The 23,854-nt window shown below is 64.0% G+C and carries 22 protein-coding genes; 5 read left to right on the plus strand and 17 right to left on the minus strand.

Going from position 1 to position 23,854, the window contains the following annotated elements:
* Window positions 1-19: 19 nt before the first annotated feature.
* Both RTP54_RS28435 and RTP54_RS28440 read right to left on the minus strand, forming a co-directional pair.
* Window positions 20-706: a hydrolase gene (locus tag RTP54_RS28435; RefSeq protein ID WP_112815779.1), complete on the minus strand. Its 687-nt coding sequence runs from the start codon at window positions 704-706 to the stop codon at window positions 20-22.
* 155 nt (window positions 707-861) lie between these two features.
* Window positions 862-1,794, minus strand: coding sequence for a VOC family protein (locus tag RTP54_RS28440; RefSeq protein ID WP_312367247.1), 933 nt, complete (start codon window positions 1,792-1,794; stop codon window positions 862-864).
* A gap of 133 nt (window positions 1,795-1,927) precedes the next feature.
* Between RTP54_RS28440 and RTP54_RS28445 the strand changes: the two genes are divergently transcribed.
* The gene (locus RTP54_RS28445; protein ID WP_112805773.1) at window positions 1,928-2,827 is read left to right on the plus strand and encodes a LysR family transcriptional regulator; all 900 of its coding nucleotides are present in this window, start codon (window positions 1,928-1,930) and stop codon (window positions 2,825-2,827) included.
* Between the two features lie 19 nt (window positions 2,828-2,846).
* Here RTP54_RS28445 and RTP54_RS28450 read toward each other — a convergent pair whose 3' ends face one another.
* The 10 genes from RTP54_RS28450 to RTP54_RS28495 form a co-directional block, all read right to left on the minus strand.
* Window positions 2,847-4,373 (minus strand): amidohydrolase, encoded by a 1,527-nt coding sequence (locus RTP54_RS28450; RefSeq protein ID WP_312367249.1) that lies wholly within the window; start codon window positions 4,371-4,373, stop codon window positions 2,847-2,849.
* Window positions 4,370-5,308 (minus strand): nucleoside hydrolase, encoded by a 939-nt coding sequence (locus RTP54_RS28455; RefSeq protein WP_312367251.1) that lies wholly within the window; start codon window positions 5,306-5,308, stop codon window positions 4,370-4,372. Before RTP54_RS28455 ends, RTP54_RS28450 begins: the two co-directional genes overlap by 4 nt.
* Window positions 5,305-5,730: a VOC family protein gene (locus RTP54_RS28460; protein WP_312367253.1), complete on the minus strand. Its 426-nt coding sequence runs from the start codon at window positions 5,728-5,730 to the stop codon at window positions 5,305-5,307. Before RTP54_RS28460 ends, RTP54_RS28455 begins: the two co-directional genes overlap by 4 nt.
* Window positions 5,731-5,738: 8 nt before the next feature.
* Window positions 5,739-6,632, minus strand: coding sequence for an ABC transporter permease (locus RTP54_RS28465; protein ID WP_112815784.1), 894 nt, complete (start codon window positions 6,630-6,632; stop codon window positions 5,739-5,741).
* Window positions 6,629-7,666 (minus strand): ABC transporter permease, encoded by a 1,038-nt coding sequence (locus RTP54_RS28470; RefSeq protein WP_112805763.1) that lies wholly within the window; start codon window positions 7,664-7,666, stop codon window positions 6,629-6,631. The genes RTP54_RS28465 and RTP54_RS28470 overlap by 4 nt, the downstream gene beginning before the upstream one ends.
* Entirely contained in the window at window positions 7,663-9,243 is a 1,581-nt protein-coding gene (locus RTP54_RS28475) for an ATP-binding cassette domain-containing protein (RefSeq protein ID WP_312367257.1), read from the minus strand. The genes RTP54_RS28470 and RTP54_RS28475 overlap by 4 nt, the downstream gene beginning before the upstream one ends.
* A gap of 123 nt (window positions 9,244-9,366) precedes the next feature.
* Window positions 9,367-10,392, minus strand: coding sequence for a BMP family ABC transporter substrate-binding protein (locus RTP54_RS28480; RefSeq protein WP_112815818.1), 1,026 nt, complete (start codon window positions 10,390-10,392; stop codon window positions 9,367-9,369).
* Between the two features lie 106 nt (window positions 10,393-10,498).
* The gene (locus RTP54_RS28485) at window positions 10,499-10,819 is read right to left on the minus strand and encodes an NIPSNAP family protein (RefSeq protein WP_112805761.1); all 321 of its coding nucleotides are present in this window, start codon (window positions 10,817-10,819) and stop codon (window positions 10,499-10,501) included.
* A gap of 12 nt (window positions 10,820-10,831) precedes the next feature.
* On the minus strand, window positions 10,832-12,457 hold the full coding sequence (locus tag RTP54_RS28490; RefSeq protein WP_312367260.1) for a choline dehydrogenase: 1,626 nt from the start codon (window positions 12,455-12,457) through the stop codon (window positions 10,832-10,834).
* Window positions 12,458-12,460: 3 nt separating this feature from the next.
* On the minus strand, window positions 12,461-13,288 hold the full coding sequence (locus tag RTP54_RS28495) for a uracil-DNA glycosylase (protein WP_312367326.1): 828 nt from the start codon (window positions 13,286-13,288) through the stop codon (window positions 12,461-12,463).
* 257 nt (window positions 13,289-13,545) lie between these two features.
* On the opposite strand from RTP54_RS28495, the gene RTP54_RS28500 reads away from it, so the two are divergent.
* Window positions 13,546-14,184, plus strand: a complete 639-nt coding sequence (locus RTP54_RS28500) for a TetR family transcriptional regulator C-terminal domain-containing protein (protein ID WP_112805755.1) — start codon at window positions 13,546-13,548, stop codon at window positions 14,182-14,184.
* Between the two features lie 220 nt (window positions 14,185-14,404).
* Window positions 14,405-14,836: a hypothetical protein gene (locus RTP54_RS28505; protein WP_312367263.1), complete on the plus strand. Its 432-nt coding sequence runs from the start codon at window positions 14,405-14,407 to the stop codon at window positions 14,834-14,836.
* A 76-nt stretch (window positions 14,837-14,912) separates the two neighbouring features.
* Here the strand turns inward: RTP54_RS28505 and RTP54_RS28510 are convergent, their stop codons facing one another.
* Entirely contained in the window at window positions 14,913-16,148 is a 1,236-nt protein-coding gene (locus RTP54_RS28510) for a Zn-dependent hydrolase (RefSeq protein ID WP_312367265.1), read from the minus strand.
* A gap of 138 nt (window positions 16,149-16,286) precedes the next feature.
* Between RTP54_RS28510 and RTP54_RS28515 the strand changes: the two genes are divergently transcribed.
* A complete protein-coding gene (locus RTP54_RS28515) occupies window positions 16,287-17,786 on the plus strand; it encodes an aldehyde dehydrogenase family protein (RefSeq protein ID WP_312367267.1) in 1,500 nt (499 codons plus the stop codon).
* Window positions 17,787-17,841: 55 nt separating this feature from the next.
* Window positions 17,842-19,542, plus strand: coding sequence for an amidohydrolase (locus tag RTP54_RS28520; RefSeq protein WP_312367269.1), 1,701 nt, complete (start codon window positions 17,842-17,844; stop codon window positions 19,540-19,542).
* 70 nt (window positions 19,543-19,612) lie between these two features.
* Here the strand turns inward: RTP54_RS28520 and RTP54_RS28525 are convergent, their stop codons facing one another.
* The 4 genes from RTP54_RS28525 to RTP54_RS28540 form a co-directional block, all read right to left on the minus strand.
* A complete protein-coding gene (locus tag RTP54_RS28525; RefSeq protein ID WP_112805745.1) occupies window positions 19,613-20,371 on the minus strand; it encodes a helix-turn-helix transcriptional regulator in 759 nt (252 codons plus the stop codon).
* Window positions 20,372-20,429: 58 nt separating this feature from the next.
* On the minus strand, window positions 20,430-21,449 hold the full coding sequence (locus RTP54_RS28530) for an agmatine deiminase family protein (protein WP_312367270.1): 1,020 nt from the start codon (window positions 21,447-21,449) through the stop codon (window positions 20,430-20,432).
* Between the two features lie 84 nt (window positions 21,450-21,533).
* Entirely contained in the window at window positions 21,534-22,412 is an 879-nt protein-coding gene (aguB, locus tag RTP54_RS28535) for an N-carbamoylputrescine amidase (RefSeq protein ID WP_112815792.1), read from the minus strand.
* A 27-nt stretch (window positions 22,413-22,439) separates the two neighbouring features.
* Window positions 22,440-23,843 (minus strand): aminotransferase, encoded by a 1,404-nt coding sequence (locus RTP54_RS28540; RefSeq protein ID WP_312367272.1) that lies wholly within the window; start codon window positions 23,841-23,843, stop codon window positions 22,440-22,442.
* Window positions 23,844-23,854 lie beyond the last annotated feature (11 nt).

Consider the following 23,854-nt stretch of genomic DNA (forward strand, 5'->3'; position numbering starts at 1 on the left):
CCGGGCCGAGAGGCGATCGTTACTTGGCGGGGTTGGGACCAATCCGCTTGCCGTGGCTGACGCGCTCAGCGCCGCCGTGGACATGGGTGACCGCATAATCGATGCCCATGCCGTAGGCGCCGGAATGCTCCTTCACCAGGCCGGTCACGGCGTCGTAGGTTTCCTTGCGCGCCCAGTCCCGCTGCCATTCGAGCAGCACCTGTTGCCAGGTGACCGGGATGACGCCGGCCTGCACCATGCGGTCCATCGCATATTTGTGTGCGTCGAGAGACGTGCCGCCCGAGGCATCGGCCACCATGTAGATTTCGTAGTCGGTATCGTTGAGGCACGAGAGTGCGAAGGTGGTGTTGCAGACCTCGGTCCACAGGCCCGAGACGACGATCTTCTTGCGGCCGTCGGCCGCGCCTTTCGCCAGCGCGTCGCGCACGTTCTGATCGTCCCACGAGTTCATCGAGGTGCGCTCGAGAATGTCGTTTTCAGGGAAGACGCCGAGCAGTTCGGGATAGGTGTTGCCGGAGAAACTGTCGGTCTCGACCGACGTGATCGTCGTCGGAATGTTGAAGATTTTCGCCGCCTTGGCGAGGCCGACGACGTTGTTCTTCAGCGTCTGGCGATCGATCGACTGGACGCCGAAGGCCATCTGCGGCTGCTGGTCGATGAAGATGAGCTGGCTGTTCTGCGGGGTCAGGACTTCGAGCTTGGACATTGGGTCTCTCCTTCGTGCGTGATGTGCCGTCTGGCGGCGGGTTTTAAGCTGAATAGGCGCGACCTGTCGGAGACTGTGTTTACGGGCTTACTGCGACAGGTCTTCAGGTATTGGAATTGCGGGCGGCCAGAGCCGGCCCGCAGGCAATTCGACTTTCAGGCCGCGAGCGGCACGAGGCCGGCCTCGATCCGGTCGCGCAAGGGTTCGTAGCGTTGCGGCAGCTTCAGCGCCTGACCAAGATGGGCGGTGTCCTCGTCACGGTTGAAGCCGGGCTCGTTGGTCGCGATTTCGAACAATACGCCGCCAGGGGTGCGGAAGTAGATCGCCCAGAAATAGTCGCGGTCAATGACCGGCGTGACCTGGTAGCCGGTATCCATCAGTGCCTTTCGAACCTCGAGCTGTGCTGCACGGTCATCGACGGCAAAAGCGATGTGGTGGACGGAGCCCGCCCCCTGCCGTGCGAACGTCGTCTGCGGCAGCGCTTCGAGATCGATCGTGTCGGCGCCGTTGCCGTTGGGGATCACCAGCCTTGTGACGTTGTCGTCTTTTTCAGCGCGCTCATAGCCCATGAAACCGAGAAGCTCCTCCATGGCTGCCGTGTCATGCAGGCTCAATCTGGCGCCGGCAAAGCCGCGGATGGCTGCATCATCAGGCACGCCGCCGGCGGTCCAGGCGGAACGCCCGTCATCGGCCTTTTCGACCAGTGCCAGTCCGTCACCATCCGGGCCGGAGAACCGCAGGCGGTTGGCACCGAAGATCGTATCGGTCTTGATGCCAGCGACACCCTGCGACACCAGGCGATCCTTCCAGTAGGCAAGCGAGCCCTTGGGAACAGAGAACTGCGTCTCGCCCACTTCGCCAACGCCCGGGCGGCCGCGCATCATCTGATCGAACGGGAAATAGGTCATCACCGTGCCGGCAGCACCGGTCTCGTCGCCGTAATAAAGATGGTAGATGCTCGGCTCATCGAAATTGACCGTCTTCTTCACCCGCCTGAGGCCGAGCGTGTCGGTGAAGAAAGCATTGTTCCGCCTGGCGTCCGACGCCATGGACGTCACATGGTGCAGTCCCTTGATATCCTTGATCATGGCCGTTGTTTCCTTGCGTTTTCTCCGGGCGGTTCGTCCGGTGTCTGTTGCTGAAAACAAACCTACGCAGATTGCCGACGAGGCGGAATTGCAATATTACTTTCGAATGAATTGCGATTTTTGAAATAATGAGATGAACGACTACAAAGCGCTCCGCACTTTCCTGATGGCCGCCGAAAAGAGAAATTTCGCGCAGGTCGCCCGTGAACTCGACATGACGCCGGCGGCAGTGACCCGGGCGATCGCAGCACTTGAAGCCGATCTGGGTGTCCAGTTGTTCGTTCGAACGACCAGGCAGGTGTCGCTGACGACGGACGGCGCGATTTTCGCGGCCCAGATCCAGCCCGCGATGGAGACACTCGAAAGCGCGCGGCGCGACGTCATGAACACCCACAAGACGGATGAAGGGCGGCTGAGGATCAGCGCGCCGACCTGGCTCGGAAAGACTTTCCTGCCGACGATCATCTCAGGCTTCAAGGAACTCTATCCGAGGATCTCATTCGAGGTCGTGCTTTCGGACGGGCTCGTCAACATCGTCAACGACGATTACGACCTGGCGATCCGCATCTCCTCTCAGCCCTCGGACAAGTTCACCATCTGGCGGAAAATCTGCGCCATACCGCGCATCCTGGTGGCCGCGCCCGGCAGCCGCTGCGCCGGCCTCAGCCATCCCGGCGAGCTCACCCCCGAAGAGTGCCTCGCCTATAGCGGCGAGAGCCGACGGGAAAGCTGGGTGCTCTCGGACGGCGGCTCATCGGTGACCATCTCGGCAGGCCGCGCCTTCAGCGCCAATAGCGGCGAGATCCTTGCCGACATGGCGGCAGACGGGGCGGGCGTCGCGCTGCTTCCCGGCTTTCATATCGCCGAACATCTGCGCACCGGGCGCCTCGTTCATGCCTTCAAGGGATGGGCGCCGCAGGATCTGTGGCTGACGCTTTATTATCCGCCCTACCAGGCGCTGCCGCCGCGCATCGCCTCATTCTCGAAGTTCTTCGAAAAGCAGATCCTGAGCGTCGTCATCCCCGTTCATTGACCCCGACGGTGTCGACCGCTCAGGCCCGGCGATGGACGTCGACGCCGTCTCCCTGATACCGGTTGAGACCGATATCGGTGCGGGTGGCACGGCGGTGGATTTCCGCCATGACCGGCTCGAAAATTCTGTTGCGGCGCTCGAGTTCGGCGTGTTCGGCCAGATAGGCCGGCACCAGCTCGGCGATCTCGTCGAAGATGGCCTGTTCATCGACAGTGGTCAGGCGCCGGTTTTCCATCACGATCCGGCCTGCGACCATCACGGTCTCGATCGAAGAGCCGTTTTCGGAATAGACCAGGTGCTTGGCGACGTCATTAAGCGGCATGAAGGGATAGCTGCGAAGGTCGAGGATCAGGAGGTCTGCAGCCTTGCCGACCTCCAGCGAACCGGTCGCCTCCTCCAGCATGGCAGTCTTCGCACCGCCGATGGTGGCCATGGCAAGGATCTCATCCGCCGCCAACCAGCCCTCGTAGTCGGGTCCGGCAGCACTGTGCACGAGGCCGGCGACGCGCATGACGTCGAAGATACGGGACGTATCGTTCGAAGAAACACCGTCGGTTCCCAGCCCGACCGTCACCCCGGCATCGAGCAGGCGGCGGACCGGCGCGATGCCGGCACCGAGCTTCAGGTTCGAGACGGCATTGTGGGCAACCGAGACACCGGCCTCCCCCATCAGCCGCATGTCCTCGTCGCTGACCCAGACCGAATGAGCAATCGTCGTGTTGCGCTTCAACAGGCCGAGATCGTGCATGTAGGCTATCAGCGATTTGCCGTGCAGCCTGTGGCCGGTCACGGCCTGCGTCTTGGTCTCCAGAATATGGGTGTGGAAGGGCACGTGCTTTTCGACCGCAAGGTCCATGCACGCCGCCATCAGATCCGGCGAGCAGCGCTGCGGCGCCGAGGGCGCGATCATGAAATTCAGCCGGCCGGATCTGCCGTGCAGGCTGGAAAAGGCCGAGCGGCAATATTCGATATAGGCGCTCGCCGTCATCGGCGCGCCGAAATCGAGAAGCGCCTGCAGCTCGGCCGGCATCACCTCGCGGGCAAACGGCAGCGCATCGAGCGTGTGGACGTTCATCACCGCGCTTGAGACATTGGCGCGAATGCCGGCATCGTCATAGGCGCGGAAAACAGTTGCAAGGCGATCGAGATCGTGGCGCGGCGGGTCGAAGAAATCGTCGCAGAAGGTGGTGACCCCGGTGCGCAGCGATTCCATCGCCAGCAGCAGGCTGCGCAGATAGAGCAGCCGTTCGCCGATCGCATCGTTCATCAGCAGCGGATAGGCATAGAGCAGCCAGATTTCGAGCGGCATGCGCTCGTAGCGACCGCGCAGAAACGTCTCGCTCGAATGGGTGTGGGCGTTGACGAGCCCCGGCATCACCAGCTTGCCGCGCCCGTCGATGATCCGGGCGTCGGGGCCGGCAACGAGCGCCTCGCCGATCGCCTTGATCGTCCCGCCTTCGACCAGCACATCGCCGGCAAACGGCGTCGTGCCGTGGCCGCGATCCATCGCCACGATCGTCGCGTTGCGGATCAGGATTTGGCTCATGGCAGGTTCTCCAGCGATGTCAGGAGCAGATCGTAATAGGCGACCGGATCGCCGTCCGTGACATAGAATACGTTCTTCGGCCGGTCGGTAATCTGCCACCAGTCGGCAACCGTCATGCCCGACGTCAGCGTGCCGCTCAGTTCAACGGAGACGTTGATCTGCCGGCCCGAAAACATCTCCGGCGCCATCATGAAGGCCGGCACGCACGGTCCGTGCAGCGGCGCGCCGTCCCAGCCATATTTCCTGAGATCGAAGGCCTCGGAGAATTCCAGCATTTCGGCGGTCGCAACGCCGCAGCGGTTGCCAAGCGCACGCATGGCGCCGAGCCGTTCCGGCGTCGAGCGCATTTTATGCGTCACGTCCAGCGGCAGCAGCGTGGTCTTGATGCCGGCCCTCAGCACGATGTCGGCGGCTTCGGGATCCACATAGCAGTTGAACTCCGCCGTCGGCGTGATGTTGCCGACCTCGAAATAGGCGCCGAGCATGGCGACGACCTCGTGGATCTTGCCGGCAATGTCGGGGGCCTTGCGCAGGGCCATCGCGAGATTGGTCACCGGCGACAGCGAGCAGATGGTGATCTCGCCGGGATGAGCGCGCACCGTATCGATGATGAAATCGACGCCGTGCTTTTCTTGGGGCTCGATCTTCGGCTCAGGCAGGTCCGGACCGTCGAGGCCAGTCGGGCCATGCACGTGTTCGGCCATGACAAGCGGACGGAGGATCGGATGCGGGCAACCTGCAAAGACCGGAATATCCGGTCGACCAGCCAGCTCCATCAGCTTCAGGCAGTTGGCGATCGTATGATCGAGGTTGATGTTGCCGGCGGTGGCAACGAGCCCGAGCACATCGAAGGCCTGGCGCTGGCCGAGGATCATCAGGATGGCGGCCGCCTGGTCCTGGCCGGGATCGGTGAGGATGATGAGCTTGCGGGTCATGAGGTCACCTTGCCGGGCGCGCCGCCATCGAGCCAGGCGTAGAGTTCCCAGGTTTCGCCATCCGGGCCGTGGAAATAGAGGCACCGGGCATTCCAGGGGTAGTCGGCCGGAGGATTGAGGAAGGTAACGCCGTCGCCCTCGAGTTCGGCGTAGAGAGCATCGATCTCGGCGGGATCATCGAGCCGCACCGCCACAAGCACCGCCGATGCCGACCCCTTGGGCACACGCACATCGGCATGTTTCTCGATATGGGAGCGCTCCCAAAGTGCGAGCGTCAGCCCGGCGCCGGTGAAATCGGCAAAGCCGGGCGCGTGATGCTTGAGTTCGAAGCCGAGCTTTTCGGTGTAGAAGCGGATCGAGGCATCGAGATCTGTGACCAGGATGCAGATGTCCTGGATCGGATGGCGCTGGGCAAAGGTCATGGTGTCTCCTACTGATCCTTCAGTTCGGCAAAGGAGCTGGCGGCCTTGGCGCCGCCGCGCAGTTTGCCGGAAAGCCAGACCCCGAAGACGGTGGCGAGATAGGGCAGCGCCTGCAGCAGGTCGTGCGGGATCTTGTCGCCGAACATCAATTGCGCCCGGATCCCCAGCGCGCCGACAACGGCGAAAAACAGGGCGGCGAAGGTGGCCCCGACCGGATGGGAGGCGCCGAAGATGACAGCCGCGAACGCCATGAAGCCGCGCCCCGCCGTCATGCCTTGCGCAAAGAATTGCAGGCTCCCTGCAGCAAGTTCCGCCCCGCCGATGGCGCAGAGCACACCGCCGATCGCAAGCGCCACCAGGCGCATGCGTGACGGGTTGGCCCCGACGCTGCGGGCCGCGAAGGGATGTTCGCCGCAGGCTGCAAGCCTGAGGCCGAAGCGGGTGCGGCGCAAAAGCACCCACATGCCGAAGACGACGAACGGCATGGCGGCGACCGAGATCGACAGCACGCCATAGGCGCCGAAGGCCGGACCGAGCTTGGGAAGGCCGAAAGGCGCCGTTACACTTGCCTGGCTTCCGAAGATCGACTGGACGGCCAGCGCCGTTCCGCCGACGCCAAGGCCTGTCAGCCCGAGGCCGGCGATGATCGGATTGGCCTTGAGCCTGTCGATCACGAACCAGAGGAGGACGGAAGCAGCCACGCACATCAGGATGGCGATAAGGAGAGCGGCGACGATGGAGTTGGTCAACATGATGCCGACGATCGTGGCGCAGGCGCCGATGATCATCAGGCCCTCCAGGCCGAGGTTCCACACCCCTGCCCGCTGCGCGATGACGCCGGCAAGGGTGACGTAGATCAGCGGTGTGCCGGAGCGCAAGATGGCGATGATGATCTCGTTCATTGCGGCCGCCCTCCGAGACGCAGCACCCTGTCGACGAATTTCGATCTCGCGGTGATGAACAGCGCGATCGCCGCGTTGATGATGTCGATCGCCGCAGCCGGCAGCCCGGCCATGATCGGCAGATAAAGCGCCGCCGAGGCAAGGCCGCCGAAGAACACCGCGGCCGCAGCCGTGCCGAGCACCGAGAGATTGGCGACCAGCGCGATCAGGATCGCCGTGAAGCCGTGGGCAGGCAGGAAGCCGGATGCGATACGGCCGTTCGGCCCCATGAACTCGATGGTTCCGGCAAGCCCGGCGAGTGCGCCCGAGATGAGGAAGCTCGAAAGGCCGAGCTTCCAGAGCCTGGCGCCCTGCCACTCCACCATGGTGCCGTTGCGGCCGGCAAGGCTTGCGAGAACCCCGAAGGCGGTGCGGTTGACCAGGAGCCACATCAGGATGCCGACGGCGGCAGCGATGGCGATGATGGTCGGCGACAGCCCAAGCGAGTCCGAGATGCGATAGGCGGCATCGAGCGGACGGCTCGACGCCTGCTGGCCGGACCCTGAGGGATCCTTGAGCGGGCCCGATGTGACATAGACCAAAAGCAGGCCGGCCATGAAATTGCCCATCAGCGTGGTGATGACCTCGTCCGTTCCGGAGCGCAGCCTGAGCAGTCCCGGCCAGAGCGCCCAGAGCGCGCCGCCGAGCATGCCCGAGAGGATGAGCGCAGGGATGACGAGAAACGCCGGCCCGCCCTTGAACGCTTCCGCGGCGAAGGCCGCGCAGATCGCGCCGACATAGAACTGGCCCTGGGCGCCGATATTGAAGAAACCCGCACGGAAGGAAATCCCGACGCCGACGGCGGTGATGAACAGGGGCAATGCCCATCTGAGGCTCTGCTCGATCGCGCCGCTGCGCAGGAAGGCGCCATCAGCCACCGCCCAAAGCATGGTCAGGGCATTGTAGCCGGCGAACTGAAACACCAGCGCGCACAGGACGAGCGCGAAGACGACGAAAACGAGGCTGCGGGCTACCGTGAGAAGACTGTCTTTCATGCGCTTGTCCTCGCAGCCGCATCGGTCATGGCCGCCCCGACCGAAGCAATATCGAAGGGCGCGCGGAATTCGCCGTTCACACGCCCCGACAGCATCACCACGACACGGTCCGAGATGTCGAACAGCTCGTCGAGATCCGACGAGATCAACAGGATGGCGGCGCCGCGATCGCGGGCCTGCCTGAGCGCCTGCCACACGAAGGCGGTGGCGCCGATATCAAGACCCCGTGTCGGCTGGGCGGCGATGATCAGCCTGGCTTGGCTGTCGACCTCGCGTGCGAGGATCACTTTCTGGGCGTTGCCACCCGACAGAGACCCGGCCTTCTGAGCCGAATTGTGATAGCTGACGCTCCATTCCTTCAGCGACCGGTCGCAGGCTTCGCGAACGGCGGCGGGGCGGATCAGCTTGAGCAAACTGCCCTGCAGCAGCTCCCTCGCGCTCCAGTTCTGCCAGAGCGAACTGGTGAGGCTGAGGCCCTCCACGTTGCGCTCGAAGGGAATGATCCTGAGGCCGATCGCGCGACGTGCGGCAAGCGGCTTGCCCGTCACGTCTTCACCCGCGAGCCGGATGGAACCGTTCGCGAGATCAGCGAGCGCGGAAATCGCGCGCACCAGCGTCTTCTGTCCGTTGCCTTCGACGCCGGCTATGCCGACGATCTCTCCGGGGCGAATTTCCAGGTCGATGCCATTGAGCGCGATGCCCTCGTTATCAGGGCGCGTCGAAACGGCTTTCATGGAGAGCACGCTTGAAGCGGTCTTATGTTCGAGATGACCGGCGCCCTCGCCCACCGGCGATGTCGTCCCGACCAGCGCATCGCGCTCGTGGCGGTCGAGCGTCCTTGCAATCGCGTCGCCGACGATCAGGTTGGCGAGCCTTTCGGCCGAAACCTCTGTGATCGGCAGCGGCCCCTCGACTTTGCGGCCGCCACGCAGAACCGTGACCGTATCGGCGATCCCCAGCACTTCGCGGATCTTGTGCAGGATGAGGATGACGGTCACGCCGCGTTCCTTCAGACGGCGGACGCGGGCAAACAGCATGTCGATGCCGGAGGGAGACAGCACCGCGGTCGGCTCGTCGAGGATCAGCACGCGTGCATCCATGACCAGCGCTCGCGCGATCTCGATGCCCTGCTGCGTCTCGATCGGCAGGTCGCGGATGCGTCTGTTGAGGTCGACCTGTACGTCGAGACTGGCCAGATGCGCGCGCCATTTTTCGACAAGGCCCTTGCGGCTGTAGATGCCACCTTTGCCCGTCGCGCCGAACTCCATCGCCTCGGCGACGGTGAAGGAGGGTGGCAGGGCAAAACTCTGATGCACCAGCTCCACGCCCGCGGCCCGGCTCTGGTCGACATGGCCGGTGCGGATCTCCTCACCCGTCACGTAGACGGCCCCGGCGCTTGGCTGAACGAGGCCCGCGGCGACGCGGGCGAAGGTCGTCTTGCCAGCGCCATTCTGGCCGACGACCGCGTGGATCTGGCCGGGGACAAACGAAACGGCAATGTCTGATAACGCCGTGACGTCGCCGAATTTCACGGTGACATCACGGCACTCCAGCGCGGGTTTCGAAGCATTCGACATCATGGGTTCCCATCGAGAGCGTGGGTTCGCGGATCACCCACAGGAACGAGGACGATCCGCAAACGTCCGGCGGCCTTCCATTAAGAAAAGACCGCGCCGGCCCGACGAGCCGGCGCCAGCGGCTCAGAGCGTGGTGTTGAAGGGCACCTTGATCGAGCCGTCCAGAATACCGGCGCGCGCCTTGTCGACTTCGACAAGCGCCTCCTTCGCCCTGGCGTTCAGTTCCGCCGGTCCCTGTTCGGCGAAGACCGGCGAAGGAATGAAGTCGATGACGCCGGTGCCAAGGCCGGTGTGCTCGTGCACGCCGCCCTTCCAGTCCGAACCGACGGCCTTGCCGGCCTCGTTATAGAGCGAGACGCCGAAATCCAGCCCGACGATGGAGATGAGCGACTTGGGGCCGAGGGCGAATTGTCCCGGCGCCAGGCAGCTCACCATGCGGCCTTCCTTTTCATTGGCGGCGGCAATGATGCCGCCATCGGTGGCGGCAGCATCGGTCTGGATATAGTCGATGCCGTCATTGTACATCTGGGTGGCGATCTCCTGGCCCTTGGCCGGGTCCTGGAACGAGCCGGCAAAAGCGGCGATGACGCTGGCATCCGGCTTGATCGAGTGCACGCCGGCCTTGAACGCGTTGAAATCGGCGTTGAGCGGCGGGATCGAAACGCCGCCGATGAAGCCGGTCTTGCCCGTCGTCGTCATCTTGGCGGCAAAGACGCCGGAGAGATAGCAGCCGAGATAGTAGTCGTAGGATACCGTCACCACGTTCGGGATCGCCGGCTCGAAGGGGTCGGCGAACAGCTGGATCCATTTGGTGTTGGGGTAGGACGGCGCCAGCGCCTTGAAGGGCTCGGCCACTTCGTTGAAGGTGGAAATGATGATCTGGGCACCGGCGTCGCCGAGCGTGCGGTAGATGGTCTCGTAGGTCGCCGGGTCCTGCGCGTAGATGGCGCGGTGCTCGAAGCCCTTTTCTTCCGCAAGCTGCTTGAGCTTGGCGATCATCTGGTCGACCGGCCCGTTGTCGCCGGCGGCCTGCGTGTGGACCAGCGCGACCAGCCCGCCGGATGCCCTGGCGAATTCCGGCACGATGCTGGCTGCAAGGCCAAGCGCTGCTGCGCCGGCGCTTGCCTGCAGGAATGTGCGGCGATGCATGATGTGTTGCGATGCCTTGTCAGTCATGATCGTTCCCTCTTTTGTTGGTTGTGTCGTGTCATGCCATTGCTGCAGACGCGCGCATCCCGGCGCGCGCCCGGTCGTGTCAAAGCGGTGGCGAATAGGATGCCGGGTTCATGATCATCACCTCCTGCTTCTGGATGGCGTCGAGCGCCCAGACCTCGGAGATGAATTTCTGCCAATCCGGGTCGGCATACATGGCCGAGCGGCGGGCCTCGCGGTCGGCAAGGCTGTCATAGGCCCACATCAAAACGGTGGTGTGGAGCGTGCCGAGTTCGGAGACATAAAGGCCGACGAAGGTGTTGAGATGGCGCTTCTGCACCGGCAGGCCATCGGCCTCGTATTTCTTCATCCACCTGTCGACCGTTCCGGGCTTGAACGTATAGGTGCGGTGTTCGAGGATCATCGGATCACTCCCTTAGCTGTTCAGGATGAATTCGGCGCATTTCTCGCCGATCATGATGGCGGGCGCATTGGTGTTGCCGCTGGCGATGATCGGCATGATCGACGCGTCGGCGACACGCAGGCCCTCGATGCCATGCACCTTGAGCTGAGCATCCACCACGGCCATCGGATCGTTGCCCATCTTGGCGGTTCCAACAGGATGGAACGTCGTCATCGCCGTGGCGCGCAACCAGCGGGTCAGCGAAGCGTCGTCGAGCGCTTCCGGCCCGGGCGCCAGTTCCTTGCCGCGGTAACGATCGAACGCCTTCTGCCCGACGATGTCGCGCGTCAACCGGATGCCGTCGATCATCGTACGGATGTCGAAATCGGATTGCAGATAGTTGGCCTGGATCTTCGGCTTGTCGGTCGGGTTGGCCGACCGCAGCGTGATCTCGCCGCGGCTTGCCGGGTTGACGGGACCGACCCGGATGGTGAAGCCGTGATCGGCCTCCACCGCCCGCTTCTTGGCGAAGGGATTGGGAAAATGCAGGTTGGCTGTCTTTTCGAGCGCCGGCATGAAATGCAGCTGGATATCGGGGGAGACCAGTCCGTCGTTCGAGCGCACGAAAGCGCCGGCCTCATAGGGGAATGTCGTCGTGATGCCCTCGCCGAACAGCATGCCTTGCGCGACGGCCGGAATGAGCTTGTCGGCACGAAGGTCGCCAAACAGCGTGACCGGCTCGCGGCATTCCCAGCTCATGACGCAGTCGACGTGGTCCTGCAGGTTCTTGCCGACGCCGGGAAGGTCGAGCAAAGGATTGATGCCGAGCGCCGCCAGTTCGTCTGCCGGCCCGATGCCGGACAAGAGCAGCGCCTTTGGCGAATTGACCACGCCGGCAGACAGGACGACCTCGCGGCCCGCCCTGACGATCCCCGGCTTTCCGTCCTTCAGATAGCCGACACCGCAGGCCCGACCGTGTTCGATAATGATGCGGGTCGTCTCTGCGCCCGTCAGGACGGTCAGGTTCTTGCGGCCGAGCGCCGGTCGCAGGAATGCCCAGGATGTGGACCAGCGCTTTCCCTTGCGGATGGTGAAGTCGTAGCGGCCGAACCCTTCCTGGGTGGCGCCGTTGAAGTCGTCATTCGCCGGATAACCGGCCTCGAGGCCTGCCGCGCAGAACACGTCCATCAGCGGATTGTGGCCCCGCGCCCGGCAGACGGTGAGCTCGCCTTCGGTGCTGTGGAACGCGTCCTTGCGCTCAATATGGGTTTCCGAGCGCCGGAAGGCCGGCAGCACATCGTCATAGGACCAGCCGGGCAAGCCGAGCTGCGCCCAGCGATCATAGTCGTGGCGGTTGCCGCGCACATAGATCATGCCGTTGATCGTCGAGGTCCCGCCCAGAACCTTGCCGCGCGGCCAATAGAGCGAGCGGCCGTCGAGATAGGGTTCGGGCTCCGTGTGATAGTGCCAGTTGTAGATGCCGGAATGGAACAGCTTGCCCATCAGCATCGGCAACCGGAACAGCGGGTTGCGATCCTTGCCGCCGGCCTCGATCAAAAGCACGCGGTTAGCCGGGTTCTTCGACAGGCGGTTGGCAAGAACGCAGCCGGCCGAACCGGCGCCAACGATGATAAAGTCATATTCCGCGGTCGATGCCATGGTTCACCATGCGATGGGACGGCCGCCCATCGCCTCCAGATAGAGATTGCAGAGAAGGAAGGGGTTCTCGCGACCGAGCACCTTGTCGGCGAACGCGGGATGTTCGCGCTCGACGCAGGCGACATTGCCATGGCGCCCCTCACGGATGCCGGTTTCGGCAAAGATATCGCTTGCAGCCGCGCCGAAGCCGAGAAAGACGATCGGCTCGCCACGCGACAAAAGCATCTCGACCACGCGCAGCATCAGCGGCCGCCAGAATGGCAGATGCCCACGTGACTGGTGCGGGTCGATATCGACGCGGAAGCGCGACAGCGTCAGCGATGCATTGAGGAGCAGCACGCCCTCGCCCACCCAGCGGTCGGCGATCGCGCCTGGGCCCTCGAACGATCCTGAAGGATCACACAAAAGCTGGCGCACATCGGGCCAGCGACCGAAATCCTCGCTGAGGCTCTCGTCGCCGAGGCGGGCGGCCGCGATCAGCTGCATATAGGCGCGAATGCTCTTCGAGAACATCTTGTCGAGCTCGGACCAGGCGGCGAGATTGCCGGCCTCGAAGGCGCGGCCCGTGGCAAAGCCGGGCTCCGGATAGGGATCCTGGCCAAGGATCATGCAGCGCACGCCGTCAGGCGCTATTCCATCGAAGGCCGCAAGCGCATGCGCGCCCTTCGGCTGGCCGGGAAAGACCTTGCCGCGACGCGCCGGAAAGATCGGTTCCCAGGCCTCGAAAGCGAGGGCGGGATCGACCCGGTCGAAATCGTCGCCGATGGGCCCGAGCGCTTGCTGCCAGGCCTCAGGCAGATCGGCCTCCCAGCCGGCCAGCGTTTCCGCCATTGCCTCTCTCAGTCGTGCCGGCATGCCGCCGCTCCTCCACCTCGTTGAAAGGAGACTAGACAAAAGCTGACCAAAGTGTCAACTTTCAGGAACGTAAAAAATGACAAGATGGTCAGGTTTTTTTGACCAACTCGTCAGGTTTTTGAGAATGGCGACGCGCTTGCATTTCGCCGGAAAAATCGGCAATTGCGCAAACGGCCTCGCCGCCACGCATGATTGTCTGGTAGGAAGCGGCGGCGAGACGGAGGCGAGATCGCATGGCAAGGGCAGCACGAGATCCGGAAGAGCGCATCCGCGAGCGCAACATGCGCCTGATCATCAAGGCCGGCATCGAGATATTCGCCCGTAAGGGGTTCGACGGCACGCGCATCGCCGAAATCGCCGAGGCCTCGGGCCTGCCCAAGGCCAATGTCTACTACTACTTTTCCTCCAAGGAAGAGATCTACAAGGCCATCGTCACCCACCTCATCGCCAGCTGGGACGATGCGCTGAAATACATCTCGCCGGAGCGCGAGCCGGCCGAGGCCTTCCGCCTCTACATCAAGGCCAAGCTCGACTACACCCGCAAGAACACGGCGGAATCCCGGCTGTTTGCCAGCGAGATCATCCAGGGCGCGCGATTCCTGAAAAAGAAGGATCGCGACCATATGCGCCATGTCACCGACGCGCATGTGGCCGTGGTCGAGGGGTGGATCGCGGCTGGCAAGATGCTGCCTGTCGACCCGCGCCACCTCTTCATCATGCTCTGGGCATCAACGCAGTTCTACGCCGATTTCGAGCCGATCGCCGCCGACGGCCTGAAGAAGGCGCGCCTGAAGGCGGAGGACTACGAGACCGCGGCAACCACGATCACCGAGACGATCCTGAAGGGTATCTTGCCGGCCGGCGGGAAGTAGGCCCGCCCTTTCGACAGATGCGGCGAGCCAAGCGAATACAGCACATGGATTTCCCCGCAACTCAGTGCAACATTTCAGGAAGAATCCGACAGTGGCAGCGGTTTTAGGGGCGTCAGGAGCGGTGCGCGGTGGAAGGCGCCAAAGGTGGCCAGTCGCGGTTGCCATCGTACTTGCCGGTCTTGCGGCAGCGATGCCACTGCGGGCAGGTGAGCGGTCCGACATGGCGGACGCTGTCGATCAATTCGCTGACCCCACGGCCGCGATCGATCTGGAAGAGAGGATCGTGGACCTCGTGCGGGCCAAGGACCGAGCCGGGCTTCAGCGCCTTGCCGAGCAGATCGACGACAAGGACGCAAGCGCGCTGACGGCAATCGGAAACCTCTTCGACGCTGCGCAAGGCACGGGATCGGAGACCGATCCCGACGTGGCCCGGCTCGCGCTGTCGCTTGGCCCCTGCCACTATGCGAACGTCCTTGTGCGCGAAGTCGCCTTCGTGATCGCCGAAGACGGCACGCAGACGGTCGAGCGTGGTGGCGTCGTCGACGTCGCCGGCACGGATGTCGACGATCTCTATGCCGCGATGATGCGGGATTGCCGGCGGCTCAAGGGCTTGCCGGAACACGAGGCGAGAATTGGCCGGCCCGACCGATGATCAAAGCAGCCTGCCTCATGCTCACGCCTCTTCCAAGGCACCTCGCATTGCCGAAGGGTGACCAGAAACAGGCCTGTCACCCGCATGCCCCGGCTCTTTCAAGCACCATCGCAAGAAGCACGTCCGCACCCGCCGTGGCGTCTTCGGGCGAGGCGTATTCGCGCGGATTGTGACTGATACCATCCCGGCAGGGAACGAAGATCATGACCGTCGGCACGCGCCGCGCCAGATGAAAGGCGTCATGGCCTGCGCCCGACACCATGTCGCGCGTGGCAAGACCGAGACGTTCGCAACAGGACTTCACCTGGCCGGCGAGCGTCGCGTCGAACCGCACGACGGGCGAGTGCCAGCGCGGTGAGACCTCCAGAGCGATGTCCGGGAACCTCTTCGCCAACGCGCCGCAGCCCTGGATCAGGGCATCGTGCATGACGTCAAGCTCCGCCTCGTCGGGGTGGCGCAGGTCGACCGTCATCTCGACGCGGCCGGGCACGACATTGATCGATCCGGGCAGCGCACGCACGGTCCCGATGGTGCACCGCGCCTCCGGATCGCGGTTGCCGATCTCCTGGACGAGATCGATCAAGCGCGCGAGCACCGGCACGGGATCCTTCCTCAGCCGCATCGGCACCGGACCCGCATGGGTCTCTTCGCCGGTGAGCACGATTTCGTACCAGCGGATCCCCTGCCCGCCAGTGACGACGCCGATGGTCTTGCCGCTCGCCTCGAGGATCGGCCCCTGCTCGATATGCAGCTCGATGTAGCAGTCGGCCGGACCGATATCCGGCGCCGGCTCCGTGTCGTAGCCATGGCGAGAAAGCTCGTCGGCGACCCGCACACCATCGGCATCGCAGGCGGCGAGCGCCTGTTCGAACGGCAGGATCCCGCAGGCGACGCCCGAACCCATCATCGCCGGCTGGAAGCGGCTGCCTTCCTCGTTGGTCCAGACGCAGAGGTCCAACGGCCGCTCGGTCTCAAGGCCGAGATCGCAGAGCGTTTCGAGAACTTCGAGGCCGGCCAGCACGCCGAGGATCCCGTCGAAGCGCCCGCCGGTCGGCTGGGTATCGAGATGGCTGCCGACAAGGACAGGTGGTGCGGCGGGATCCCGTCCCTCTCGGCGGAAGAACAGATTGCCGATCGCATCGCGCCTAAGGGCAAACCCCCGCGCCGTGCACCAGGACGCAAGCAGCGCGCGGCCTGCCTCGTCTTCGTCGGACAGGGTCAGCCGGCAGTTGCCGTCCCCCGCAACGGGTCCGATCCGTGCCATTGCCATGAGCCTTGCCCATAGCCGTTCGCCGTCGACGTGGTACAGCATCCGCACTCCTCCCTCTTTTGCTCGAACCGGCATCGCCGTTGTGACGCCGCGCCGCCAGTCCCCCGCATGGGGGACTCGATGGTCCGATCCAACGGCACGTAGGATGCCGGTGCGAAGAGAGAGACCGAGGAAAAGCAGATGGATACGAAAGCGCATGGAAACTGGCACGCAATTGCCCGCGCCATCAGGCCGGAAACGCGGCTGCTGATCGACGGCACCTTCCGCCCTGCCGCGAACGGTGCCACCTTTGCCTCCATCAACCCGACGACCGGCGCGCCCATCGCCGACATCGCCTGCGGCGGCGCGCAGGACATCGACCTGGCCACCAGCATCGCCGCCAGGCGGTTCCGCGACGGCGTCTGGTCCAGGATGCCCCTTCGGCGGCGCGTCGATATCCTCACGCGACTTGCCGAACTGGTCGCAGAACATCGCGAAACGTTTGCGGTGCTGGACACGCTTGAGATGGGCAAGCCCATCGCCGAAATGTGCAGCATCGACATCCCCGCGAGCGTCCTGACCATCCGCTTCATGGCCGAAGGGCTCGACAAGATCGCAGGCACCTGCCCCGTCACCAACGACGGCGCCCTGCACTACATCCTGCGCCAGCCGCTCGGGGTCGTCGGCTGCATCACGCCCTGGAACTACCCGCTGATGATGGCCGCCTGGAAGGTTGCGCCGGCGCTTGCCGCCGGAAACAGCGTGGTGCTGAAACCCGCCGAAGACGCAAGCCTGAGCGCGCTTCTGCTCGGCCGCCTGTTCCTCGAAGCGGGCGGCCCTGACGGCGTCTTCAATGTCGTGCCCGGCCCGGGCGGCGTTGCGGGCAAGGCCCTTGCCCTCTCCCATGACGTCGCCAAGATCGCGTTTACCGGATCGACGGCCGTCGGCCGGCAGATGTATCGTTATGCCGCCGACTCCAATCTCAAGGCGGTTTCCGCCGAGCTCGGCGGAAAGTCGCCGCAGATCATCCTTCAGGACGTCGAAAACCTGACCAAAGTGGCGGCGACCGTCGCCGATGGCCTGTTCGGCAACCAGGGCGAGGTTTGCTCGGCAGGCACGCGGATCCTGGTCGCGCGCCCGCTCATGGAGGAATTCGCCGACCTGCTGCGTCAGGAGGCCCTCACCCGCTATCGCCCCGGGGATCCGCTGGATCCGGCGACGACCATGGGCCCGCTCGTCAGCAAGACCCATCAGCAACGGGTCCTCGGGCACATCGCGACCGCTGTCGAAGAAGGTGGGCGCCGCATCCTCGGCGGTGCGCTGGATCCATATCCCGAGGCTTCCGCATTTGTGGAGCCGACCCTGTTTACAGGTGTTGGCAACGACATGGCGATCGCCCGCAACGAAGTCTTCGGACCCGTCGGCGCCATCATTGCCCATGACGGCCCGGATCATGCGGTGGCGCTTGCCAACGACAGCCCTTACGGGCTTGCAGCCGGCATCTGGACGACAAACCTGGGGGCCGCGCATCGGGCCGCCCGCGATCTCGAATGCGGCATGGTCTGGATCAACGGCTACATGAATGGCGACATGAGCCAGCCCTGGAGCGGATGGAAGCTGTCCGGCCACGGACGCGACAAATGCCTCGACGCCCTGGTGGATTCGACCCACAGCAAATCCGTGTGGGTGACGCTCGAGTGACAGTGGCCTATGTGTACAAGCAAACAGTGAAGAACGACGCAGACAGGAGACGAACATGAAGATGTCGATCGGCAAGACAACGGGGGCCGCGGCCATCGCGCTTTTGACAACGGCTGCCGTCACGCCGGTTCATGCGGCGGATGGGACGACCGTCATCCGCAATGCTGCAATCCACACGATGACTTCGGACGACACCGAGGCGGATGCGCTCGCAATCGATGCCAAAGGCATCATCGTCGCCGTCGGCAAGGAAGCGGACGTGCTTGCGAAGGCAGGAGCGGATGCGCGCGTGATCGACCTCGGCGGCAAGGCGGTCCTGCCCGGATTTCAGGACGCCCATGTCCATCTGATCGAGGCCGGCGTCAACGAGATCCTCTGCGAGTTCGAGCCGTTCGCGACATTGAAGCAGACCCGCGAGGCGATCGCGGCCTGCGACGCGGAGAGCGAAGGCGAATGGGTGCTGGGTTCAGGCGTGGGCATGCCGCATCTGCTCGACCAGACCGACAATCCGGTTGCCGTGCTGGACGAGCTCGTGCCCGACAGGCCGGCCCTTATCCTCGACGACATCGGACACGCCGCCTGGGCCAACAGCATGGCGCTTGAAGCGGTGGGCTACGACACGATCGAGGGCAATCCGCCCGGCGGCATCATCCTGCGCAACGCAGGCGGCAAGCCCAACGGCATCGTGCTGGAGAATGCCCAGCAGAAGCTGCGCAACCTGGCGTTTCCCGATACGCCCGAGAACGAAGCGTTTGCCTATGAAAGCATGCTGCCGACGCTGAAGACATTCGCAGAAAACGGTATCACCACCGTCAGCGACGCGGGCGGGTTCTGGCCGCAGGGCCATGTCAAGGCATGGGAGACGGCCGAGAAAAACGGGACGCTGACAGTGCGCGCCTCCAATGCCCTCTATGTCTATCCGGACCTGCCTTTCGACCAACAGGTCGCGCAGCTCGCCAAGCTCTACAGCAACGATCCGGACCGGCTTTTGAAGTTCAACCAGGCCAAGCTCTATGTCGACGGCATTCTCGAACAGCGCACCGGCGCGGTGCTGCAGCCCTACCTGAAGGGACCGGGCATCGACCACGGCTTCGATTCCGGCTTTCTCTATTTCGAGACACCGGTGCTGAACGACTACGCCCGCACCCTTTCCAAGATCGGCTTCAAGCTGCACTTCCACGTGACCGGCGACCGGGGCGCGCGCCTGGCGCTCGATGCCATCGATCAGGCCGACATGAAACCCGGCCCGCATCGCCTGACGCATCTCTATCTGCTCGATCCGGCGGACTATCCCCGGTTTCACGAGACTGGCACGGTGGCGGACCTCCAGCTGGCGCCGAGTTCGCTCGATCCCGACTACATCGCCTTCATCCGTGAGTTCATCGGTGATCGCGCCGATCGCATGATGCCGGCTGCAAGCCTGGAAAAGAGCGGAGCGACCGTGGTGATGAGCAGCGACTTCGATGCCGACGAGCTTTCGCCGCTCGTCAAGATCCAGGCGGCGCTCGAGCGCCCGAAGGAAGGCGCGCCGGATGTGCGCACCGCCGTGAAATGGATGACCGTCAACCCGGCAAGGCTCCTCAACCAGGAAGACCGCACCGGCACGCTCGAAGTCGGGAAATATGCCGATCTCGTGGTTCTCGACCAGGATATCTTCGACATTCCCGTCAAGAAGATCGGCGAAACCGAGGTCAAGGCGACGTTGCTCCAGGGCAAGCCGGTCTTTGACGCCGACGGTTTGTTTACTTCGCACTGACAGGTCGCGAACGAAGAGGAATGAAGACGAGGCGCGCCGCCCCCCGGCGCGCCTCGTCTGCGTCTGGTCGTCACTGCCGAAACAGCAGCGAAAACAGTTCGCCTTGCGACGATATCTTCAGCTTGGAATAGATGCGCTTGCGATGAACCTTGACGGTTTCCGGGCTGTTGCCGAGATGCCGCGCGATGCTCTTGGTCGAGTGGCCCTTGAGCATCAGCCGGATGACCTCCGCCTCGCGGGCGCTCACCGGCATGTCCGCAAGCCGGTCAGCGACAGGCTCCAGGATCTCACCCGGCCCGGCCTGACAGGCTTCCGGCCAATGCTTGCGGCAGAGAACGGCGATGATCGGCAGCAGCGCGCTCAGCGCCGCCTTGCCATCCGGGTCGGCATGGCAATCCTTGCGCCGCAGCCCGAGAGAGAGCGCAAAGCTCGTGCTCGCCCCCGCCTCGACAAGGATGGCGATCTCGTCCCTGAGGCCGGTTTCGGCGTAGAAGATCCGGTAGTATTCGCTCTCACGGAAATCGTCGGGCGCGCATTCGTCGAGGCTGACGACGCGGTCGCGCGGTTCGCTGGCAAAGAGTGCATAGAAGGGGTCGAGCAGGTAGGCAAAGCCGAGATAGGGCGCAACGGTTGAGCGCGTCGCTTCGGCGTCGAGGTCGCTGTAGAGCTGGACCGGGGGCCGATCTGTCGAAAAGACCGAGATGTACAGGCTGTCGAAGCCGCATGCACCGCGCAACAGGCGGCGCAGGGCGTCCGGAAACTCCGGTCCGCCAAGCGCCGCGACGGCCTGCGAGAGGGGTTGCACATGCTCGAAAGAAATTCCCGTCATCCGCACCCCACTCCCTCAGGCATCATTGCCGGCTACCTGACGCAACGCGCCCGTTTTGTCAAAGCGGCTCCTGCTGGGTGATGCAATGGATGCCGCCGCCGCCGATGGCGATGGAATCGATCCGCACCTCGCGGACCCGCCTGTCGGGAAAGAGCGACTGGAACAGGCGCCTGACAGTCGTGTCGGACTCGACGCCGTAGGCCGGCATGATCACCCCGCCATTGACGAGATAGGAATTGACGTAGGAACGGCAGAATTTCGGATGCGTCGAGGGCGCATCCACGGCCTCGGGAACGGTGACGATCCGGATCGGCCGGCCCTTGGCGTCGGTCTGGCCCTGCATCGCCTCGTAGTTCAGCCTGATATAGTCGTTCCACGGCGAGTCCTCCTCGCCGGGGCTCTCCATCAGCACGACGCCGGGCGCAACGAAGACGGCGATGCCGTCGGTATGCCCGTCGGTCTCGTCCTCGATCGGATTGCCCGGCAGCCAGATGACCTTCTCGCCTCCGAGCGTTTCCAATAGCTCGCGCTCGATTTCGTCGCGGCTCCAGCCCGGATTGCGGTTGCGATTGGGAAAGCAGGTTTCGGTGGTGATGATCGTGCCCTCGCCGTCGACGCTGACCCCACCGCCCTCGGCAACGAGATTGGAAGCAAAACCCGCGACGCCCGCCTCCTTCACCACGGTTTCGGAAAAACGCGCATCCGCATCATAGGGATGATACTTGCCGCCCCAGGCATTGAACCGGAATCGGGTCGCGGCCCTGCGACCATCTGCGGATGTGAGGAAACACGGGCCGGCATCACGGGCCCAACTGTCGTCGAGATCGGTTTCGAGGATATCGATCGATGGATCGAGCAGCGCCCGTGCACCGGCGACGTCCGCCGGCCTAACGGCCATGGTGACCGGCTCGAATTCGCGGATGGCATGGGCGACGGCCGCGTAGTCGCGCCGGGTCGCCTCGATATCGTCCCACACACCGCGGCGGCCGGGCCACATCATCCAGGTCCGCTTGTGCGGTTCCCATTCCGCCGGCATGGCAAAACCGGCTTGTCTTGGCGTCTGATCGGTCATCTTCATTCTTTCTGCCTAAGGCAATTCTTGTCGATTGCAAAACGGCGTGCCGCCGTTGGTGGTAACGCATTCGGCTGAGGGCGATATCGCTCAGCCGCGGCCCGACGTGCCGTCGAGCGACAGGATTGATCCATAGAGATCCGGACGGCGATCGCGGTACACGCCCCAGGAGCGGCGATAGCGCCTGACATCGTCGAGATCGAAGGTCGCGAGCAGGAACGTCTCGTCGACGCGGTTGGCTTCGGCCACCAGCAGGCCGGTATGATCGGCAATGAAGGAGCTGCCGTAAAACGTGCTCGCGGTGTTGCCGTCGGTTTCCGTGCCCACCCGGTTGGAGGCGATGACGGGCACCATGTTGGCGGCGGCGTGCCCCTGCATCGTGCGCTGCCAATGGCCGGAGCTGTCGAGCTCGGGGCTGTTCTGCTCGCTGCCGATCGCCGTCGGAAAGAACATCAGTTCGGCGCCGTCGAGGGCAAGGACCCTGGCCGTCTCGGGAAACCACTGGTCCCAGCAGATGCCGCAGCCGATGCGGGCATAGCGCGTATCGATTGCCCGCAGTCCGGTGTCGCCGGGGCTGAAGTAGTATTTTTCTTCATAGCCCGGCGCCTGCGGGATGTGAGACTTGCGATAGTTCCACAGGATCTCGCCGTCCGCATCGATGACGGCAAGCGAGTTGTATTGAACCGGGCCGGCCTTCTCGTAATAGGAGATCGGCAGCACCACGGCGAGCTCCTTCGCAACCGCGCGAAAATGCCTGATCGCCCTGTCTTCACCGAGGGAGGCGGCCAGCTCCAGATGGGCGAGTTTCGGCTCCAGGCAGAAATACGGCGTCTGGAACAGTTCCTGCAAGAGGATGATGCGCGCGCCGTCCTCATGCGCGAGCCGGATCAGTTCCTCCGCCTTTTGCAGGTTTTCATCGATATCCCAGCTGCAGGCCATCTGGGTTGCGGCGACGGTGACTTCGGTCATTCGATTGTCCTTTCCAATCCCGCCGGTTCAACGCGCGGCCATGAAGTCGGCCACGGCGCCGGAGATGGCTTCGACGATCTCGTCGCACTGGCCTTCGGTGACGATCAAAGGCGGCGAGAGGATGATGCGGTTGCCGACGGGCCGCACGATCACCCCGCGCTCGACGCAGCCCTTGAAGACCTTCTCCGTCACCTTTTCATGGGCGGGTAGCGGCTGGCGGGTGGCCTTGTCGGCAACGAAGTCGATGCCGAGCATCAGCCCGCCACCACGCACGTCGCCGACGATGTCGTGCTTCAAAAGCATGCGTGCCTTCTGTTGCAGGTGCGCGCCGACACGCGCGGCATGCGGCAGCAACTGCTCGCGCTCCATGATGGCGATGTTGGTCAGCGCCGCGGCACAGGCGACCGGATGGCCGGAATAGGTCAACCCCATCGAAAACACGCCGCCCTCGCATTGCGGACGGCTGATGACCGCGTGGATTTCGTCGGAGATCAGTGTCGCCCCGAGCGGGATATAGCCCGACGTGATGCCCTTGGCGGAAACGAGAATGTCGGGCTGGGTCTCGTAGATCGCGTCGGAAGCGAACCATTCGCCGAGACGGCCGAAGGCGGTGACCACCTCGTCGGCGATGTAGAGGATATCGTGGCGGCGGCAGACCGCCTGCATCGCGCGATGGTATCCGCGCGGCGCGACCAGAACGCCGCCGGCGCCCATGATCGGCTCGGCGATGAAGGCTGCGACGTTCTGCGGGCCGAGTTGCTCGATCCGCGCCTCGAACTCCTTCACCAGGAGGTCGCGATAGGCATCCTCGCTCATGTCGGCCGGTTTGGCGTAACAATCGGCCGCCGAGACATGATGGATGAAGTCCTCGCCGACCTGGGCGAAGCCGTATTTGGTGCCGTGGATGCCGGTGAGGCCGGCGGCGACATAGGTGGCGCCGTGATAGGCGTTGTTACGCGAAATGATCTTGCGCTTGCCCGGCTGGCCGCGCATGGCGAAGTAATAGTGCACGATGCGGATGGCCGCATCGTTCGCGGTCGATCCGCCGCAGGTATAGTAGACATGGTTGAGGCTACCGGGCGAAAGGTCCGCCAGCCGGGCGCCAAGCTCTGCTGCCGGAACGTTGGTCGAGGCGCCGAAGGGATTGTAGTACTCCATGTCCAGCACCTGGCGGGCGATGGCATCGGCCATTTCCCGTCGGCCGTGGCCGATGTTGACGCACCACAGCCCGGCGATGCCGTCGAGGAAGCGCTGCCCGGTGCTGTCGGTGACATAGACGCCTTCCGCCTTTTCGATCACCTGGCTGCCGGTCGTGGCAAAGGTCGTGAAATCCGCATAGGGATGGAGCACGTGGTCGCGGTCCATCTGCCATGCGGAACGGCTGTTGAGGCGCGTGCTCTGGCTGGCACCGAGGTTGTGCTGGATCGTCATCTTCTTTCTCC

The organism is Ensifer sp., from assembly GCF_031989085.1.
Classification (GTDB): domain Bacteria; phylum Pseudomonadota; class Alphaproteobacteria; order Rhizobiales; family Rhizobiaceae; genus Ensifer.

Bases quoted from the DNA above. Each gene is read 5' to 3' on its own strand.
- RTP54_RS28435 (WP_112815779.1), bottom strand. From the start codon at position 706: ATGTCCAAGCTCGAAGTCCTGACCCCGCAGAACAGCCAGCTCATCTTC.
- RTP54_RS28440 (WP_312367247.1), bottom strand. From the start codon at position 1,794: ATGATCAAGGATATCAAGGGACTGCACCATGTGACGTCCATGGCGTCG.
- RTP54_RS28445 (WP_112805773.1), top strand. From the start codon at position 1,928: ATGAACGACTACAAAGCGCTCCGCACTTTCCTGATGGCCGCCGAAAAG.
- RTP54_RS28450 (WP_312367249.1), bottom strand. From the start codon at position 4,373: ATGAGCCAAATCCTGATCCGCAACGCGACGATCGTGGCGATGGATCGC.
- RTP54_RS28455 (WP_312367251.1), bottom strand. From the start codon at position 5,308: ATGACCCGCAAGCTCATCATCCTCACCGATCCCGGCCAGGACCAGGCG.
- RTP54_RS28460 (WP_312367253.1), bottom strand. From the start codon at position 5,730: ATGACCTTTGCCCAGCGCCATCCGATCCAGGACATCTGCATCCTGGTC.
- RTP54_RS28465 (WP_112815784.1), bottom strand. From the start codon at position 6,632: ATGAACGAGATCATCATCGCCATCTTGCGCTCCGGCACACCGCTGATC.
- RTP54_RS28470 (WP_112805763.1), bottom strand. From the start codon at position 7,666: ATGAAAGACAGTCTTCTCACGGTAGCCCGCAGCCTCGTTTTCGTCGTC.
- RTP54_RS28475 (WP_312367257.1), bottom strand. From the start codon at position 9,243: ATGTCGAATGCTTCGAAACCCGCGCTGGAGTGCCGTGATGTCACCGTG.
- RTP54_RS28480 (WP_112815818.1), bottom strand. From the start codon at position 10,392: ATGCATCGCCGCACATTCCTGCAGGCAAGCGCCGGCGCAGCAGCGCTT.
- RTP54_RS28485 (WP_112805761.1), bottom strand. From the start codon at position 10,819: ATGATCCTCGAACACCGCACCTATACGTTCAAGCCCGGAACGGTCGAC.
- RTP54_RS28490 (WP_312367260.1), bottom strand. From the start codon at position 12,457: ATGGCATCGACCGCGGAATATGACTTTATCATCGTTGGCGCCGGTTCG.
- RTP54_RS28495 (WP_312367326.1), bottom strand. From the start codon at position 13,288: ATGGCGGAAACGCTGGCCGGCTGGGAGGCCGATCTGCCTGAGGCCTGG.
- RTP54_RS28500 (WP_112805755.1), top strand. From the start codon at position 13,546: ATGGCAAGGGCAGCACGAGATCCGGAAGAGCGCATCCGCGAGCGCAAC.
- RTP54_RS28505 (WP_312367263.1), top strand. From the start codon at position 14,405: ATGGCGGACGCTGTCGATCAATTCGCTGACCCCACGGCCGCGATCGAT.
- RTP54_RS28510 (WP_312367265.1), bottom strand. From the start codon at position 16,148: ATGCTGTACCACGTCGACGGCGAACGGCTATGGGCAAGGCTCATGGCA.
- RTP54_RS28515 (WP_312367267.1), top strand. From the start codon at position 16,287: ATGGATACGAAAGCGCATGGAAACTGGCACGCAATTGCCCGCGCCATC.
- RTP54_RS28520 (WP_312367269.1), top strand. From the start codon at position 17,842: ATGAAGATGTCGATCGGCAAGACAACGGGGGCCGCGGCCATCGCGCTT.
- RTP54_RS28525 (WP_112805745.1), bottom strand. From the start codon at position 20,371: ATGACGGGAATTTCTTTCGAGCATGTGCAACCCCTCTCGCAGGCCGTC.
- RTP54_RS28530 (WP_312367270.1), bottom strand. From the start codon at position 21,449: ATGAAGATGACCGATCAGACGCCAAGACAAGCCGGTTTTGCCATGCCG.
- aguB (WP_112815792.1), bottom strand. From the start codon at position 22,412: ATGACCGAAGTCACCGTCGCCGCAACCCAGATGGCCTGCAGCTGGGAT.
- RTP54_RS28540 (WP_312367272.1), bottom strand. From the start codon at position 23,843: ATGACGATCCAGCACAACCTCGGTGCCAGCCAGAGCACGCGCCTCAAC.